Source organism: Enterococcus sp. AZ050, from assembly GCF_051715085.1.
Classification (GTDB): domain Bacteria; phylum Bacillota; class Bacilli; order Lactobacillales; family Enterococcaceae; genus Enterococcus; species Enterococcus faecalis.
Genome location: NZ_JBIOTC010000001.1, coordinates 2400327 through 2415952 on the forward strand (window position 1 = coordinate 2400327; position 15626 = coordinate 2415952).

18 protein-coding genes are annotated in these 15626 nt (G+C 38.7%); all 18 read left to right on the forward strand.

Annotation, left to right across the window (positions count from 1 at the left end; genetic code table 11):
* Positions 1-156 precede the first annotated feature (156 nt).
* Complete coding sequence (udk, locus tag IGJ04_RS11665) at positions 157-786, forward strand: uridine kinase (protein ID WP_002355702.1); 630 nt, start codon at positions 157-159, stop codon at positions 784-786.
* A gap of 168 nt (positions 787-954) precedes the next feature.
* Positions 955-1296: a type II toxin-antitoxin system PemK/MazF family toxin gene (locus IGJ04_RS11670; protein WP_002355703.1), complete on the forward strand. Its 342-nt coding sequence runs from the start codon at positions 955-957 to the stop codon at positions 1294-1296.
* A 103-nt stretch (positions 1297-1399) separates the two neighbouring features.
* The gene (locus IGJ04_RS11675) at positions 1400-2365 is read left to right on the forward strand and encodes a Gfo/Idh/MocA family protein (protein ID WP_086281159.1); all 966 of its coding nucleotides are present in this window, start codon (positions 1400-1402) and stop codon (positions 2363-2365) included.
* 370 nt (positions 2366-2735) lie between these two features.
* Positions 2736-4655, forward strand: a complete 1920-nt coding sequence (locus IGJ04_RS11680; protein WP_002388793.1) for a BglG family transcription antiterminator — start codon at positions 2736-2738, stop codon at positions 4653-4655.
* Positions 4621-4944 carry a PRD domain-containing protein gene (locus IGJ04_RS11685; protein WP_002386165.1) on the forward strand — a complete coding sequence of 108 codons (324 nt, stop codon included), beginning with the start codon at positions 4621-4623 and terminating at the stop codon, positions 4942-4944. The genes IGJ04_RS11680 and IGJ04_RS11685 overlap by 35 nt, the downstream gene beginning before the upstream one ends.
* 14 nt (positions 4945-4958) lie before the next feature.
* The gene (locus IGJ04_RS11690) at positions 4959-5315 is read left to right on the forward strand and encodes a glycine-rich SFCGS family protein (RefSeq protein WP_002355707.1); all 357 of its coding nucleotides are present in this window, start codon (positions 4959-4961) and stop codon (positions 5313-5315) included.
* Positions 5316-5345: 30 nt separating this feature from the next.
* A complete protein-coding gene (locus IGJ04_RS11695) occupies positions 5346-5702 on the forward strand; it encodes a DUF4312 family protein (RefSeq protein WP_002355708.1) in 357 nt (118 codons plus the stop codon).
* Between the two features lie 15 nt (positions 5703-5717).
* A complete protein-coding gene (locus IGJ04_RS11700) occupies positions 5718-6497 on the forward strand; it encodes a DUF4311 domain-containing protein (protein WP_002355709.1) in 780 nt (259 codons plus the stop codon).
* An 18-nt stretch (positions 6498-6515) separates the two neighbouring features.
* Positions 6516-7211: a DUF4310 family protein gene (locus tag IGJ04_RS11705; RefSeq protein WP_002361314.1), complete on the forward strand. Its 696-nt coding sequence runs from the start codon at positions 6516-6518 to the stop codon at positions 7209-7211.
* Positions 7212-7341: 130 nt separating this feature from the next.
* A complete protein-coding gene (locus tag IGJ04_RS11710; RefSeq protein ID WP_002358780.1) occupies positions 7342-8655 on the forward strand; it encodes a PTS sugar transporter subunit IIC in 1314 nt (437 codons plus the stop codon).
* A gap of 25 nt (positions 8656-8680) precedes the next feature.
* Positions 8681-8980: a hypothetical protein gene (locus IGJ04_RS11715; protein ID WP_002363233.1), complete on the forward strand. Its 300-nt coding sequence runs from the start codon at positions 8681-8683 to the stop codon at positions 8978-8980.
* An 8-nt stretch (positions 8981-8988) separates the two neighbouring features.
* Positions 8989-10077 carry a DUF871 domain-containing protein gene (locus tag IGJ04_RS11720; RefSeq protein WP_002355714.1) on the forward strand — a complete coding sequence of 363 codons (1089 nt, stop codon included), beginning with the start codon at positions 8989-8991 and terminating at the stop codon, positions 10075-10077.
* An 8-nt stretch (positions 10078-10085) separates the two neighbouring features.
* Positions 10086-11195, forward strand: a complete 1110-nt coding sequence (locus tag IGJ04_RS11725) for an amidohydrolase/deacetylase family metallohydrolase (RefSeq protein WP_438840233.1) — start codon at positions 10086-10088, stop codon at positions 11193-11195.
* On the forward strand, positions 11185-12291 hold the full coding sequence (locus tag IGJ04_RS11730) for a DgaE family pyridoxal phosphate-dependent ammonia lyase (protein WP_438840234.1): 1107 nt from the start codon (positions 11185-11187) through the stop codon (positions 12289-12291). The genes IGJ04_RS11725 and IGJ04_RS11730 overlap by 11 nt, the downstream gene beginning before the upstream one ends.
* 3 nt (positions 12292-12294) lie before the next feature.
* Positions 12295-13038: a 2-dehydro-3-deoxy-phosphogluconate aldolase gene (dagF, locus tag IGJ04_RS11735; protein WP_002361094.1), complete on the forward strand. Its 744-nt coding sequence runs from the start codon at positions 12295-12297 to the stop codon at positions 13036-13038.
* Positions 13039-13047: 9 nt separating this feature from the next.
* Positions 13048-14058, forward strand: coding sequence for a sugar kinase (locus tag IGJ04_RS11740; RefSeq protein WP_010828589.1), 1011 nt, complete (start codon positions 13048-13050; stop codon positions 14056-14058).
* Between the two features lie 93 nt (positions 14059-14151).
* Entirely contained in the window at positions 14152-15180 is a 1029-nt protein-coding gene (locus IGJ04_RS11745; RefSeq protein ID WP_010713844.1) for a hypothetical protein, read from the forward strand.
* Positions 15177-15623, forward strand: coding sequence for a YaiI/YqxD family protein (locus IGJ04_RS11750; RefSeq protein ID WP_002361319.1), 447 nt, complete (start codon positions 15177-15179; stop codon positions 15621-15623). The genes IGJ04_RS11745 and IGJ04_RS11750 overlap by 4 nt, the downstream gene beginning before the upstream one ends.
* Positions 15624-15626: the final 3 nt, after the last annotated feature.

The window sequence follows — 15626 nt, forward strand, 5'->3', positions numbered from 1 at the left end:
ATTGATAAGTATACTGTACTTGAAAGAAGTATGGGCAGATTTTTCATAAGAAGATAAAAATCACATGAAAAGTCTTGGAAAAGGTCTGGCATTCTTCAGAGTTTTCATTATAATAGTAAAAGACAATGAAGTTTTTGAAAAGAAAGAGGTTTATACATGAAAGATAGTCAGCCAATTATCATTGGTGTTACTGGCGGATCAGGAAGCGGAAAAACCAGTGTTAGCCGTGCGATTTTTAATAATTTTCCCGATCATTCAATTATGATGTTAGAACAGGATTCTTATTATAAAGATCAGAGCCATTTGAGTTTTGAAGAACGTTTAAATACCAATTATGATCATCCTTTTGCGTTTGATACAGATTTATTGATTCAACATGTTGAACAACTGTTAAACTATCAAGCCATTGAAAAGCCAGTTTATGACTATGTTGCGCATACAAGAAGTACAGAAACGGTGATCCAAGAACCGAAAGAAGTAATTATTCTTGAAGGGATTTTAATTTTAGAAGATCGCCGCTTAAGGGATTTAATGGATATTAAAGTGTATGTGGATACAGATGATGACATCCGTATTATTCGTCGAATCAAGCGTGATATGGAAGAACGTGGCCGTACGTTGGATTCTGTGATTGAACAATATTTGACAGTCGTCAAGCCCATGTATCACCAATTTATTGAACCTACGAAACGTTATGCAGATATCATTGTGCCAGAAGGTGGCGAAAACCACGTCGCTATTGATTTAATTAATACAAAAGTGGATAGTATTTTAACAAAAATGTAATAGTTAGCTTAAATAGCCGTCTCTATATCAGAGTCGACTGTTTAAGCTTTTTTTGACTTTTAAAGGGTGGTTTTATCAAATATTTTAAGGGATAGCTAAAAAGTTGAAAATATTGCAAGAAACAATATGCTATAATTTTTTAAAGGAAAAGGAGGGAAGGGAATCTGAATGATAAAAAGAGGTGAGGTTTTTTATGCGAATCTCTCACCAGTTGTTGGTTCTGAACAAGGTGGGATTCGACCTGTCCTGATTATTCAAAATAACAAAGGTAACTTATTTAGTCCAACGTTGATTGTTGCACCGATTACCCGTAACGTAAGCAAGCGGCTGCAACCAACGCAAGTCCTCATCGAAATTCCCCATAACGAGTGCAGGACGCCATCACTTATTTTGTTAGAACAAATTCGAACATTGGATAAAGAACGAATGCTACACAAGGTTTGTCAACTTTCTCGTGAAGAGATGGAACAGGTCAATCAAGCTTTAAAAGTTAGCGTTGGTATCCGTTAATTTACATATAAAGAAATCGTTTTGGGGAAACGGTTTCTTTTTTTTTGTTGAAATGGTTTCCAAATATTTGTTTTTCTCGTATAGTGAAAGAGGAGGCGATCACATGGATAAAATTCGTTATGGAATTATGAGTACTGCCCAAATTGTCCCAAGATTTGTAGCAGGGCTTCGAGAAAGCGCGCAAGCTGAAGTGCGCGGGATTGCATCAAGGCGTTTAGAGAATGCTCAAAAAATGGCTAAAGAATTAGCGATTCCGGTAGCTTATGGCAGTTATGAAGAGTTATGTAAGGATGAAACAATTGATATTATTTATATTCCCACCTACAATCAAGGGCATTACTCAGCAGCTAAGCTTGCGTTATCACAAGGAAAACCCGTCCTACTGGAAAAACCATTTACATTAAATGCTGCTGAAGCAGAAGAACTCTTCGCAATCGCACAGGAGCAAGGGGTTTTTCTAATGGAAGCTCAGAAGTCTGTCTTTTTACCAATTACCCAAAAAGTAAAGGCGACGATTCAAGAAGGGGGATTGGGAGAGATTTTATGGGTTCAGTCAGTTACTGCCTATCCCAATGTGGATCATATTCCCTGGTTTTACTCGAGAGAAGCGGGTGGTGGAGCGCTTCATGGCTCAGGAAGTTATCCATTACAATACTTACAATACGTATTAGGGAAAGAGATTCAAGCGGTTACGGGAACCGCGACATATCAGCAAGGAGCGACGGATAGTCAATGTAATTTAGCTTTGAAATTTGCTGAAGGGACGCTGGGCAATATTTTTATTAATGTTGGTTTAAAGATACCTAGTGAAATGACCATCTGTGGGACAAAAGGGCAAATCGTTATTCCTAATTTCTGGAAAACAGATTGTGCTTATTATACAGATGCTCAAGGCAACACTGTCAAATGGTCTGAACAATTCACTAGTGAATTTACGTATGAAATCAATCATGTGAATCAATGTTTACAAGACAAAAAGTTAACTAGCCCCGTAATGACGAAAGAATTAACGATAGCAACCGTTAAAATTGTTGAAAGTTTTTATCAAGAATGGTTCGATAACGAATAATTACCATCACTTGCTATCCAAACTATTCTGTGTTAAAGTGTGTTTTATGCGACGAGTTGACTCAATCAGATAGCTTCGGCTATTCCGTTTTGACGGCTAGTGATTGTCAAACACAACGACACCAGATAGTACGGCTATCAGTTACCGGATTTGTAACGTGTCGGACAGAATACTTTTGTGGAGAAGGTTTCTGTCTATTTATGCAAATAAATAGTGTGGTATCCCTTAACAGTTACTACTGTTAAGGGATTTTTTTTGTATGAAAAGAGAAGTGTTGCACTTTTATAAGTGCAACTTTTTTGTGTTGTGGAACAGATAAAATAACGCTATAGTTTTAAGTGTAAAGGGAAAAGAAAAGAGGTGACAAGGCATGACCGTGTTGTTGTCCAAAAGAGCGATAAATATTTTATTGATGCTTTTGGATTTGGAAGGGAGTATTACCACGCAAGAATTAGCTGAGAACTTTACTGTCAGCGTTCGAACAATTAAGTATGATTTAGAAGATATTCGTGCTTGGTTTGAACAGCACGATGAGACACTTTATTCAAAACGAAATAAGGGAATCTGGCTAGATTTACCTGACTCTAAACGCTTACTGTTAAAAAATGAAATTATCGATGTCGATCGATTTGAAACCTATCCTGATCAAAAAAGACGAGTCAATGTATTGATTTTTCAGTTATTGTCAGTCAAAGGGTACTTAACGGCACAGCAGCTAGCAGATGAATTATTAGTGAGTCGAAACACAATTGTCAGTGATTTGGAACAGGTCGAACGGTTGCTGCAAGCATATGATTTAACCTTAATTCGCCAAGCACGGCAAGGGTTTACAATTAGTGGTGAAGAAAGCAATGTACGATTACTGATGGAATTTATCACTCAAAAAGAACTTACAGAATACGATATTTACCAAATTATGAACTATGTGACAAAGACAAAAGGGGCTGAAAAGATCCCTAAAATTAAATTTGGGTCAGGGACATTGTTTCAAGGTTGTTATCGTAGTGCATTGAAAAAAATGCGAAATTTAATTAATCCACTCGATCAAAATCAATTTGATTATGCCGAAATATTATCTATTACGTTGAGAGTGGCAATTGCCGCAGCACGTATGCAGATGGCACATACAATTGGGACTTACCGAGTGTTATCGCAAAAAACACGCTTTGAACAACGGAACGAAGTACCACTTTTACTTTTACAAGAGGTGTTTGAACGGTATGACTTGCCTTTATTAGCGGATGAATATTTTTATATTTATAGTGATTTATTCGGAACCCATCAACGGCAAGATATGGTTCAATTAACAAAGCAAGTGATTGAAAGCGTTTCAAAAGAGCTGAATTATCCTTTTGTAAATGATCGCCAATTATTTACGAACTTGTTTGCCCACCTGTCCTTACGTTTTACAAAGAAACATTTATTTATTAATGAATACAATCCGTTTTCTGAAGAAATCAAAGGAAAACACCCAGCGTTATTTTTAGCTATTCAAAGTGCCTGTAAACAATTAATTCAACGTTCTGTTTTGTTAGTCAACGATTCTTTCTGCGCATATATTGCGTTGCATTTTTTGGCAGCTCAGGAACGACAACAGCAGGAAGCTAAAGTTGTTAGGATTGTGTATGTTTGCTCGACGGGCTTAGGTGTGACCAGTTTAATTGAACAAAAAATTTTAGAGGAAGTACCAAACGTTGAACTCGCAGGATTTGCTTCTGTTTTAAATGCAACTGAAGTGATTCAAGCAGAAAAGCCCGATTTGGTATTGAGTATTTTCCCAATTGAAGAAATGACATACCCATTTATTAAAGTTAGTCCATTGTTGACGGACACAGACTTAAGTTTGATTCGGGAAGAGGTCGATAAAATTTTATTAGGGAAACGTCAAGGAAAAGGTACTGCTCGCTCCACGAAATCTGATGTAATTGAAAAAAATGAACGGATACAAAGCCAAGATTTATTAGTAAAAGCGTATATTATTTATGAAGAGTTAAAACGAATGTTTCAAACAAAGTTACTGAGCGAATATCAAGAAGCCTTTTTACTTCACGTTTTATTAATGACACATCGGATTACGTTTAATAAACAATACGAAGAGATTCCTTGTAATAGAGAAGTATCTCATGAACGGCAAGAAGAAATTCGGCAAATTGAATGTTTATTTGCTAAAAATGAGTTACCTGTCAATCATGCTGAAATTTCAGCATTACTTAATTATTTAGAACAACCAAAGGAGGAAGAGGATGGAACTAGCAATGGAAGCACAGGAGATCATTCGACAAAGTGCTGAACCAGAAAAGCTACAATCGATTATCAAACAAACCAGTGCGCGATTAGCAGAAGCACAAATTGAACCAACGGAATTACAGTGGACGATTTTGATTAACCATCTCAATGAGATGCTGAATCGTTCAAGAGAAGGAACGACATTAGCTGGTGTTGATCGGACGTTATTTACGGAACTAACACCAGAAACGTTGAAAATTGCACAAGAAACAACAGAAGCAATTGGTCAGTTATCAGAAGATGAATGGTATGTTTTAGCTGTTCATTTTGAAGTTGCTAAACAAAACAATTAATAGGAGGAAAAGTTATGATTACAGTAGTTATCGCAGATCGTTTAGGAAAAGGACAAAATGTTGCAAAAGGAGTGGAGCAAGCCGGTGGTCGCGCGGTTGTTGTTCCAGGAATGGGCGCTGATATGCGTTTAGGAGATGTGATGCAACAAGAAAAGGCAGATTTAGGCATTTCTTTCTGTGGCAGTGGTGGTGCAGGGGCGTTAACGGCTGCTACTAAATACGGGTATCCCGAAAGACATGGCATGCGATCAATCGAAGAAGGGGTAACAGCAATTAACGATGGGAAAACTGTTCTTGGATTTGGTTTTATGGATCAGGAAGAACTTGGTAAACGAGTAACTGAAGCATTTATTAAGAAACACGGAGCATAGAAAGTAGTAACTTAGAAAGGAGCGGTAATTATGGATGCCACAAAACGGTCAACACAAACCGTGATTGTTTCTGGAAAAGGTAATAAGAAGAATGAAGCTTTTGCAAGTGCATTGAATGATGTTTCAAAAAAAGTATTAAAAGAAACAACAGAGGTCCTCATCCGGATTGAACCGAAAGAAGTAACTATTCGTCAGGCAAAAGAACAAGTTTATACAGAAAAATTTCTGTTCTTCTTCTTTCCTAGAAAGAGAGTGATTTATCATGTCGAACTAGCTGTAGAAGTGGAAATCCAAGCCATTGCAGTCGAAGAAGTTGATTTTTTAACGGAAACAATTAAAGAACCGAACGCAGTAGTAGTTCCGTTTCTTTCAAAAAGAGGCGTATAAAGGGAGGAAGAAGGAATGGAATTTGTAATCATTTTGCTGAAGTCATTGCTTATTGGTGGTTTACTAGGTTTTGCAGCTGGCGCAGGCGCTGCTCGGATGTTTCATGCACCACAAACGCAAGGGTTAGGGGCATTTAGAACATTAGGAGAAATGAACGCTGCACAAGGAGATCCAGCATCACACTTTTCTTTTGGTTTAGGTTTTTTCTTTAATGCTTGGGCTTCGGCCGTGGGAGCAGGGGCCTTTACACAAGATGTGACCCACCGGATTGTGCCTAACTGGGCTGCAGCAATTTTATTGGTAAAGGATAAAGATGTCACTAAAACGATGCATAATCCCAAAAAAATGGGGATTGTCGGGGCCTTTGTAGGAATGGCGACTGTGGCTTTCTTAAATAGTACAGCTGCAGCAATTCCAGAATCGCTACAAGTAACAGCAGTTGCGGTGTTGGTACCTGCAGCAACGATTTTAATCAATACTGTGATGCCCGTTTTATTCTGGCTAGCGGCTTTAGATGCAGGAAAACGGACGGGTTTTTGGGGAACGTTATTTGGCGGATTATCTCAATTAGTCATGGGCAATGCTGTCCCAGGAGTTGTATTAGGGATCTTAATCGGTAAAGGTGTCGATGATTTAGGGTGGACCCGAATGACACGCGGCATGCTTGGTGCCATTATCTTATTATTTATTTTAAGTGGCTTCTTCCGAGGGTTCGACTTAGAAATGATCGAAAGTTTCCGCTTGTCTATTCCTCAATGGTTAAATAATTTACACAATGTCTTCACCGTTAAATAGAAAAAGGAGGTCTCATAGATGGAACAGCAAGAAAAAAATGAATGGGCACAACAAGAACAAGAAATTCAAGAAGGTTTAAAAGGCAAAAGTTTTTGGTATGCTGATTGGGGCTTTCCGATTTTAGTCGGGATTATGTCAGCGGCAATTTTTGCAGGAACACATATGTATGTAGTTTATGGTGTGGGCGCCTTTAATGAAGTTTCAATTGTTGCGATGCTAAAAGCTGGTTTAGATGGTGGTTCTTATGGTGCTGCCGCAGCATTTGGTGCAAGTTTCCTGTTTGCACGAATTTTAGAAGGTTCCTTAGTCGGGATTTTAGATTTAGGTGGCTCAATTTTAACGGGGATTGGGATTGGCGTACCTGCAATTTTCCTCAGCATGGGAATTAAAGCACCTGTAGAAAACTTTGGCTTAGCCCTTTTAACAGGTGCGCTACTAGGGTTAGCAGTTGGTGGCGTGATTGTGTTGATCCGGAAATTTACTATCAATCAAGGAAATTCCACTTTTGGTGCGGATGTGATGATGGGTGCTGGTAATGCCTCAGGACGTTTCTTAGGCCCGTTAATTATTTTGAGTGCGGCGGGAGCTTCGATTCCTATTGGGATTGGTGCCACATTAGGCGCTTTAGGTTTTTACATTTGGAAAAAGCCAATCGCTGGGGGCGCAATTTTAGGCGCAATGATTTTTGGTGCAATATTTCCGGTTTCTTTATAATAAGAAAAAGCCTTTTGATTTGCACTTTCTCTGTCACAAATAAGAATAAGCGTTTACATTATAATGTTACTATGTTATTATAAATGCGAAATAATTATTATTTTTATTAGTTGAACGGAGGAATTAACAAATGAATGGTTTTGTACAGTGGATGGAAGTTAAGTTAATGCCGATTGCGAATAAATTTGGTTCGCAACGCCATATGACAGCGATTAGAAAAGGATTAATTGCAACGATGCCTTTAACAATTGTGGGCTCATTCTTTACAATTTTTCAAAATATTCCAATTGAGGCATACACAAAATTGATTGAACCTTATCAAGCAATTTTAGATATTCCTTCCCGCTATACGATGGGGTTACTTGCACTTTATGCAACATTTGGGATTGCTTCATCATTGGCCAAAAGTTATAAGCTTGACTCTTTGACGTGCGGAATTTTAGCATTAATGGCCTTTTTAGTAACAGCGGCACCACCAACACGTGTCTTTGAAGATGTTGACAACGTCATTACAGCAGGGCGCTATATTAATTTAGCAAATTTAGGTTCAGCTTCTTTATTTGGTGCGATTGTAACAGCGCTGTTATCTGTTGAAATTTATCGCTTCTTTATTGAAAAAGATATTATGATTAAGATGCCAGATGGCGTACCGCCTGAAGTGTCAAATTCATTTATTGCGTTAATTCCAGGAGCAGTTATTCTTTTATTATTCTGGGTTATTCGCCACGTAATTGGTTTTGATTTGAATGGTTTCTTGAGTACGTTATTAATGCCACTTAAAGGTATCCTTGCTGGTAACAGTTTATTTGGCGGCTTACTAACAGTCTTCTTAATCTGTTTCTTCTGGGTTTTAGGGATTCATGGTCCAGCGATTATGGGCCCAGTTATTCGTCCTTTCTGGGATATGTCGATTGCAGAAAACCTTGAAGCTTTTACCAATGGCGCAAACGTTCATCAGTTACCTAATATTTTTACAGAACAGTTTTTACAATGGTTTATCTGGATTGGTGGCGCTGGAACTACGCTTTCTTTAGTTGTTTTAATGATGTTTTCTAAATCAACGTATCTGAAAAGTCTTGGCCGTTTATCGTTCTTACCAGGCTTGTTTAATATTAATGAACCAGTTATTTTCGGAACGCCTATCGTAATGAATCCTATTTTAGGTATTCCGTTTATCGTGGCACCGTTAATTACCACAACGTTATCTTATTTCTTAACAGTCGCTAATATAATTCCGATGATGGCTGCACGTTTAGCGTTTGCAATTCCAGCACCAATTGCTGCTTGGATGAGTACCAATTGGAGTTTCTCGGCCGCAGTATTAGTGATTGTTAACTTCTTAATTACAATGGCTATCTACTATCCATTTTTCAAAGTTTATGAAAAACAACAATTGGATAAAGAAGCAGAAGAATTAGCAGCTGAACAAGCAGCAAAAAATTAAAAAATGTTAGGGCGGGTGTTCTGATATGAATATCCTGCCCCTTCTAAGTCAGAGAAGAAAGTCAGGAGCGTATAAGATGATTATTTGGTTCATTTTCTTTTTTATCGTTAGTCAAATTATTATAGAAAAAGGGCAGTTGCCTACTGTTGTTTATCAATTTGGTTTGGTAAAGACGTTGGTTTTTACGGCAGTTTGTATTACTCTTTCCATGATAATTGGCGGATTTCTAAATCAACCAGTATTGCTCGTTGGCTCTACAACAATCCTGTGTAGCTCGGTGATTGCTTGGAAATTTCGAAATAAATTTGAAAATAGCGGAGTGTGAGAACGAAGATGAAAAGAGCATTAGGTGTATCAGTTTATCCAGATCATAGTGATATCAATCAAGATAAAGCGTATTTAAAAAAAGCCAGCGAATGTGGGTTTACTCGAATTTTTATGAGTATGTTAGAAGTGACCGATGGCAAAGAAGCGGTTCAGAAAAAATTTAAAGAATTAATTAGTTATGCGAAAAATTTAGGATTTGAAACAATTTTAGATGTCGTTCCAAGTATCTTTGATGAATTGGAAATTTCATATGATGATTTGACTTTTTTCAGCGAATTAGGAGCTGATGGGATTCGGTTGGATACAGGTTTTGATGGAAATAAAGAAGCCATGTTGACGTTTAATCCATTCGGCGTGGCTATTGAGTTGAATATGAGTAATGATGTCGCTTATCTTGATAACATTTTGACGTATGAAGCGAATCGACCTTTCTTATATGGTTGTCATAACTTTTATCCACAAGCGGGAACTGCATTGCCGTATGATTTCTTTGAAAAATGTAGCATCCGTTTTAAAAAGGAAGGTATTCGGACAGCTGCTTTTATTTCATCACAGGTAGGTGAAATTGGTCCTTGGGATGTGAATGATGGGCTACCTACTTTAGAAATGCATAGACAGTTGCCAGTCACTGTTCAAGCTAAACATTTATTTGCAACAAATTTAATTGATGATGTTGTTATTGGAAATGCTTATGCTTCCAACGAAGAATTAGAAGCATTGGGTCAGTTGAATCGTTATCAAACAGAATTGACCATTGTTTTTGAAGAAGCGACTTCTGAAATTGAAAAAGAAATCGTAACAAAAAATCAACATTTTCGCCGTGGAGATATCACTCAGCAGATGATTCGTTCCACAGAAGTGCGTAAAAAATATAAAAATGAAGCTAATCCCCCACATGATAATCAAGCAATGCTACAACCTGGAGATGTTGTTGTGGGAAATGATGCATTTGGAAAATACAAAAATGAATTACAAGTCGTTTTAGAGCCACATCAAGACTCACGCAAAAACCGAGTAGGGCGTATTATAGAAGAAGAACTTGTATTATTAGAATTCATTAAGCCTTGGACAAAATTTAGATTTATAGAAAAGTAGGGAAGAATATGGACTACGATTTACTTATAAAAAATGGACAGACAGTAGATGGTATGCCTGTTGAAATTGCAATTAAAGAGAAAAAAATAGCTGCTGTTGCAGCAACTATTTCAGGTTCTGCAAAAGAAACTATCCACTTAGAACCAGGTACTTATGTATCCGCAGGCTGGATAGATGATCACGTTCATTGTTTTGAAAAAATGGCTCTTTATTATGATTATCCAGATGAAATTGGGGTCAAAAAGGGTGTTACGACAGTGATTGATGCTGGGACAACAGGTGCTGAAAACATTCATGAATTTTATGACTTAGCGCAACAAGCAAAAACAAATGTTTTTGGATTAGTCAATATTTCTAAATGGGGCATCGTTGCTCAGGACGAACTCGCAGATTTAAGTAAAGTACAAGCGAGTTTAGTCAAAAAAGCGATCCAAGAATTACCAGATTTTGTTGTAGGGATTAAAGCCCGTATGAGTAGGACCGTTATTGGCGATAACGGCATTACGCCTTTAGAATTGGCCAAACAGATTCAGCAAGAAAACCAAGAAATTCCCTTAATGGTTCACATTGGATCAGCACCACCTCATCTAGATGAAATTTTAGCCTTGATGGAAAAAAGGGATGTCCTAACCCATTGTTTTAATGGGAAAGAAAATGGCATCTTAGAGCAAGCAACGGATAAAATAAAAGACTTCGCTTGGCAAGCGTACAACAAAGGGGTCGTATTTGATATCGGGCATGGTACGGATAGTTTCAATTTTCACGTAGCTGAAACAGCGTTGCGCGAGGGAATGAAAGCTGCATCAATTAGCACAGATATCTACATCCGTAACCGAGAAAATGGTCCTGTTTATGATTTAGCCACAACGATGGAAAAACTCCGTGTGGTCGGCTATGATTGGCCAGAAATTATTGAAAAGGTAACCAAGGCTCCTGCTGAGAATTTCCATTTAACGCAAAAAGGCACGTTGGAAATAGGTAAAGATGCTGATTTAACGATTTTCACGATTCAAGCAGAAGAAAAAATATTGACTGATTCTAATGGATTGACACGAGTAGCCAAAGAGCAAATTCGCCCAATCAAAACAATTATTGGAGGACAAATCTATGACAATTAGTTACGAAAAATTCCATTTAAAAGAAGTCATCAATGCTTCTGGCAAAATGACCATTCTAGGTGTCTCCAAAGTTTCGGAGGCAGTCCTAGCGGCTCAACGATTCGGCGGCGAACATTTCTTTGAAATGAGTGAACTTAGTCTGCAAACAGGGGCCTTTTTAGCCAACTTGTTGAAGGTAGAAGATGCCCAAATCGTTTCCTCGGCTTCGGCGGGGATTGCCCAATCGGTGGCTGCCTTGATTGGAAAAGGCAGCTTGTACCACGCGTATCATCCCTATACAGAAAAGATCGAACAGCGAGAGATTGTTTTACCTAAAGGGCACAACGTGGACTACGGCACGCCTGTAGAAGTCATGGTAGCACAAGGCGGCGGCCAAGTGGTGGAAGCTGGCTACGCCAACATGTGCAGTCCAGAACACGTGGAAATGATGATTTCTGAAAAAACAGCGGCCATTCTATACATCAAAAGCCATCATACCGTGCAAAAAAGTATGCTGACGGTGGCCGAAGCGGCCAAAGTGGCGCAACGCTACCAGGTGCCGCTAATTGTTGACGCGGCAGCAGAAGAAGATCTTTTCAAATACACTGAAGCAGGCGCTGATTTGGTGATTTACAGCGGCGCCAAAGCCATCGAAGGGCCAAGTGCCGGTTTAGTGGTCGGGAAAAAAGAATACATTGACTGGGTGCGCCTACAAGGCAAAGGCATTGGTCGAGCAATGAAAATTGGCAAAGACAATATCCTAGGCTTTACGCAAGCAGTGGAAGAATACTTGGCACATGGCAGTGAATCAGGGGCTTCGATGCAAGAGCGCTTAAAACCGTTTGTTGAAGCCATTAATAACTTGCCAGATTTAACCGCCAAAATCGTCCAAGATGGCGCTGGCCGAGACATTTATCGCGCCAGTGTCAAAGTGAACGGCAGAAAAACCGCCAAGGAAGTCATCCAAGCATTAAAAGCAGAAAGTCCAGCTATTTATACGCGAGAATATCAAGCCAACAATGGCATCATTGAATTTGACATTCGTTCTGTCAATCAAGAAGAAATGAACAAAATCGTGCAACGATTACAAGAAATTATGGACACAAAGGAGAAATAAGCCATGTCATTAAAACCTAATTATTTAGAAGAACGCATTTGTTTAAACGTCTTAGCCAATTCAGTAGAAAATGCCCAAGCCTGTTATGAAGCAGCAGAAGGGCATGTTGTGTTAGGCGTCCTTTCAAAAAACTATGAAACCGATGAAGCAGCCATTGACGATATGAAAAAATACCAAGCAGCAACCAACAACGCTTTATCTGTCGGCTTAGGGGCTGGCGATCCAAATCAAAGTCAAATGGTGGCTCGCTTATCAGAAGTTCTACAACCGCAACACGTGAACCAAGTTTTCACAGGTGTCGGCGCTTCGCGGGCCTTACTTCGTCAAGACGAAACAGTGATTAATGGCTTGGTTTCACCCACAGGCAAAGTTGGCTATGTCAACATTGCGACAGGTCCGTTAAGCTCTGGTGCGCCAGCGGCGGAAGTGCCTATCGAAACCGCCATCAAATTGTTGAAAGACATGGGGGGCAGTTCCATTAAATATTTCCCGATGAAAGGCTTGGCTCACAAAGAAGAATACCAAGCAGTAGCAGCAGCTTGTGCCAAGTATGACTTTTATTTAGAGCCAACAGGGGGCATTGATTTAGAAAACTTTGAAGAAATTGTTCAAATTGCGGTGGATGCGGGCGTTAAAAAAATCATTCCTCATGTTTACAGCTCAATTATCGATCAAGAAACAGGGGACACTAGAACAGAAGACGTGAAAACGTTACTAACCATGATGAAAAACACATTGAATAAGTAGGTGGCAAAGATGAAAATTGCTGCGTTTGGTGAAGTCATGCTTCGTTTCACTCCGCCAGAGTATCTAATGTTAGAACAAACAGAGCAGTTAAGAATGAACTTTGTAGGGACTGGCGTAAATCTCTTAGCAAATTTGGCTCATTTTCAACTAGAAACAGCATTGATTACGAAATTACCTGCCAATCGTCTTGGTGAAGCTGGCAAAGCAGCGCTAAGGAAGTTAGGAATTTCAGATCAATGGGTAGGAGAAAAGGGCGATCATATTGGTAGTTTTTTTGCAGAAATGGGTTATGGAATCCGCCCCACACAAGTAACTTATCAAAATCGCCATCAGAGTGCTTTTGGCATCAGCGAGGCGAAGGACTACGATTTTGAGGCCTTTTTAGCGGAAGTAGATATGGTGCATATTTGTGGTATTTCGTTAAGTTTAACTGAAAAAACTCGTGATGCTGCTTTGATACTTGCTCAAAAGGCGCATGCCTGTCAAAAGAAAGTTTGTTTTGACTTTAATTATCGACCTAGTTTGAATACAGCAAATAGCGCACTCTTTATGCGTCAACAGTACGAACGCATTTTACCTTATTGTGATATTGTTTTTGGCAGTCGTCGTGATTTGGTCGAGCTATTAGGGTTCATTCCGCGAGCAGATTTAGAAGGTGAGGCACAAGAAACTGAACTGATTCAGCGCTTCATGTCTCAATACAATTTGGAATGGTTTGCTGGGACAACGAGAAGTCATTCCCAAAATCAAAACTACTTAAGGGGGTATTTATATACCCAAAATGAGTACCAACAGAGTGAAAAAAGACCGCTTCTTAATCTTGATCGAATTGGCGCTGGCGATGCTTATGCGGCGGGAATTTTATATGGCTATAGCCAAAATTGGTCGTTAGAAAAGGCAGTTACCTTTGCCACAGTCAATGGGGTCCTTGCACATACGATTCAAGGAGATATTCCTTTGACAACGGTCAAACAAGTGAATCACGTTCTTGAGCATCCGAATATTGATTTAATTCGTTAAAGAAGAAAACCAGAAGAAAAGTCGTGTGTGGCTTTTCTTCTGGTCTTTTTTTCATTATAATTAAAAGAAACAGATTGCAAAGGAGGCAGCAGGATGAGTGTTGCACATCTTTTAACAGTTTTAGAAAATGATGAATTTATTGAACGGATTCAAAAACGACCAGAAGCGTTCATTGGAACGACTGGCTTAGTCGGCTTAGAGAATTTACTTGTTCAGACAATTAACGGTTTATTAGAGTTTTTCATTGAAAAGAATCAAGGGAAAATTGCTATACAGTTATCACGTCAACAAATCTCTTTTCAGGTATCTTCCACACGACCGCTTGTTTTTGAACAAAAGCAAGTCGATTTAGAACCACCTTTTCTGTATTTATCTGTTTTACAAGCCTTCTCAAAACAAGTAGGAATCAGTATCGATCAAGAAAAACAGCGGACTATTTTTATTTATCATCAAGGGCAATTGAAAAAACGATTATTATTACCTATTGAAGAAACCCAGGAACGAATTGAAGTCTTGTTTTGGCCAGATACGCAAATTTTTGGTACAGAATCGCTTTCTTATATGCGTGTTTTACAACAATGTCAACAGATTGCCATGTTGAATCCAGGCTTAAAGATTCTCTTAACACAAGAAGAGGAACAAAAAAATCTTTGTTATTACCCTAAAGGTTTAAGTAATTATTTATTTGAAAAAGATAACCCATTAACTAGAAAAGCTGCACCGATTATTCAAGCCAAGCAAACAGAATTGGCCCTTGTTCAATTTATTTTGAGTAAAAATCATGCGCCGCAAGTGCAAAAAACATTTGTTAATGGGCATTATCCCAGTCTTGGTGGAACCCACTATGAGGGTTTTCTTGCTGGCGTAGTGGCCGCCTTTAATCAATTTTTAGAGGAGCAACATTACTCATTATCTGTGACAGCAGATAGTTTTTTAGCAGAATTTGATTTTGTTTTAGCCATTACGATACCAAAGCCCCGCTACACGGATGCAACGAAAACCATTTTAAGAAATACAGAGTTATATGAAGTGGTTAAAGAAGTCGTTTTTGACGAATTACAACACTACTTTCAACGTCATCCCAAATGGTTAGAGCAAGGAAGAATCGAGGGAAATGAATGAAAATTTTTGTCGATGGCGATGGTTCACCTGTGAAAGAGACGGTTATTGAAGTCGCTGTAGAGAAAGCTTTGGATGTGGTGATTGTTACTAGTGTAGATCATTATTCCTTAAAAGATTATCCAGAAAATGTCTCTTTTGTGTATGTTGATAAAGGAGCGGATGCTGCTGATTTTAAAATTGTGCAGTTAATAAAAAAAGGGGATCTTTTAATTACACAAGATTATGGCTTAGCTTCCTTGGTCTTGCCAAAGGGAGTGTCAGTTTTACATCAACTGGGTTATCAATATACGAAAGAAAATATTGATGGATTGTTAGAACAACGCTATTTTAGTGGCCAAATTCGGCGAAAAGGTGGCCGAACGAAAGGACCTAAACCTTTTACAGACCAAGATAGAATAACGTTTAAACAAGCCCTTATTGAGCTGGTGGAACGGAGTCTTTAGCAA

Bases quoted from the DNA above. Each gene is read 5' to 3' on its own strand.
- IGJ04_RS11725 (WP_438840233.1), top strand. From the start codon at position 10,086: ATGGACTACGATTTACTTATAAAAAATGGACAGACAGTAGATGGTATG.
- IGJ04_RS11705 (WP_002361314.1), top strand. From the start codon at position 6,516: ATGGAACAGCAAGAAAAAAATGAATGGGCACAACAAGAACAAGAAATT.
- IGJ04_RS11730 (WP_438840234.1), top strand. From the start codon at position 11,185: ATGACAATTAGTTACGAAAAATTCCATTTAAAAGAAGTCATCAATGCT.
- IGJ04_RS11695 (WP_002355708.1), top strand. From the start codon at position 5,346: ATGGATGCCACAAAACGGTCAACACAAACCGTGATTGTTTCTGGAAAA.
- IGJ04_RS11715 (WP_002363233.1), top strand. From the start codon at position 8,681: ATGAATATCCTGCCCCTTCTAAGTCAGAGAAGAAAGTCAGGAGCGTAT.
- IGJ04_RS11745 (WP_010713844.1), top strand. From the start codon at position 14,152: ATGAGTGTTGCACATCTTTTAACAGTTTTAGAAAATGATGAATTTATT.
- udk (WP_002355702.1), top strand. From the start codon at position 157: ATGAAAGATAGTCAGCCAATTATCATTGGTGTTACTGGCGGATCAGGA.
- IGJ04_RS11710 (WP_002358780.1), top strand. From the start codon at position 7,342: ATGAATGGTTTTGTACAGTGGATGGAAGTTAAGTTAATGCCGATTGCG.
- IGJ04_RS11675 (WP_086281159.1), top strand. From the start codon at position 1,400: ATGGATAAAATTCGTTATGGAATTATGAGTACTGCCCAAATTGTCCCA.
- IGJ04_RS11740 (WP_010828589.1), top strand. From the start codon at position 13,048: ATGAAAATTGCTGCGTTTGGTGAAGTCATGCTTCGTTTCACTCCGCCA.
- dagF (WP_002361094.1), top strand. From the start codon at position 12,295: ATGTCATTAAAACCTAATTATTTAGAAGAACGCATTTGTTTAAACGTC.
- IGJ04_RS11750 (WP_002361319.1), top strand. From the start codon at position 15,177: ATGAAAATTTTTGTCGATGGCGATGGTTCACCTGTGAAAGAGACGGTT.
- IGJ04_RS11680 (WP_002388793.1), top strand. From the start codon at position 2,736: ATGACCGTGTTGTTGTCCAAAAGAGCGATAAATATTTTATTGATGCTT.
- IGJ04_RS11670 (WP_002355703.1), top strand. From the start codon at position 955: ATGATAAAAAGAGGTGAGGTTTTTTATGCGAATCTCTCACCAGTTGTT.
- IGJ04_RS11720 (WP_002355714.1), top strand. From the start codon at position 8,989: ATGAAAAGAGCATTAGGTGTATCAGTTTATCCAGATCATAGTGATATC.
- IGJ04_RS11700 (WP_002355709.1), top strand. From the start codon at position 5,718: ATGGAATTTGTAATCATTTTGCTGAAGTCATTGCTTATTGGTGGTTTA.
- IGJ04_RS11685 (WP_002386165.1), top strand. From the start codon at position 4,621: ATGGAAGCACAGGAGATCATTCGACAAAGTGCTGAACCAGAAAAGCTA.
- IGJ04_RS11690 (WP_002355707.1), top strand. From the start codon at position 4,959: ATGATTACAGTAGTTATCGCAGATCGTTTAGGAAAAGGACAAAATGTT.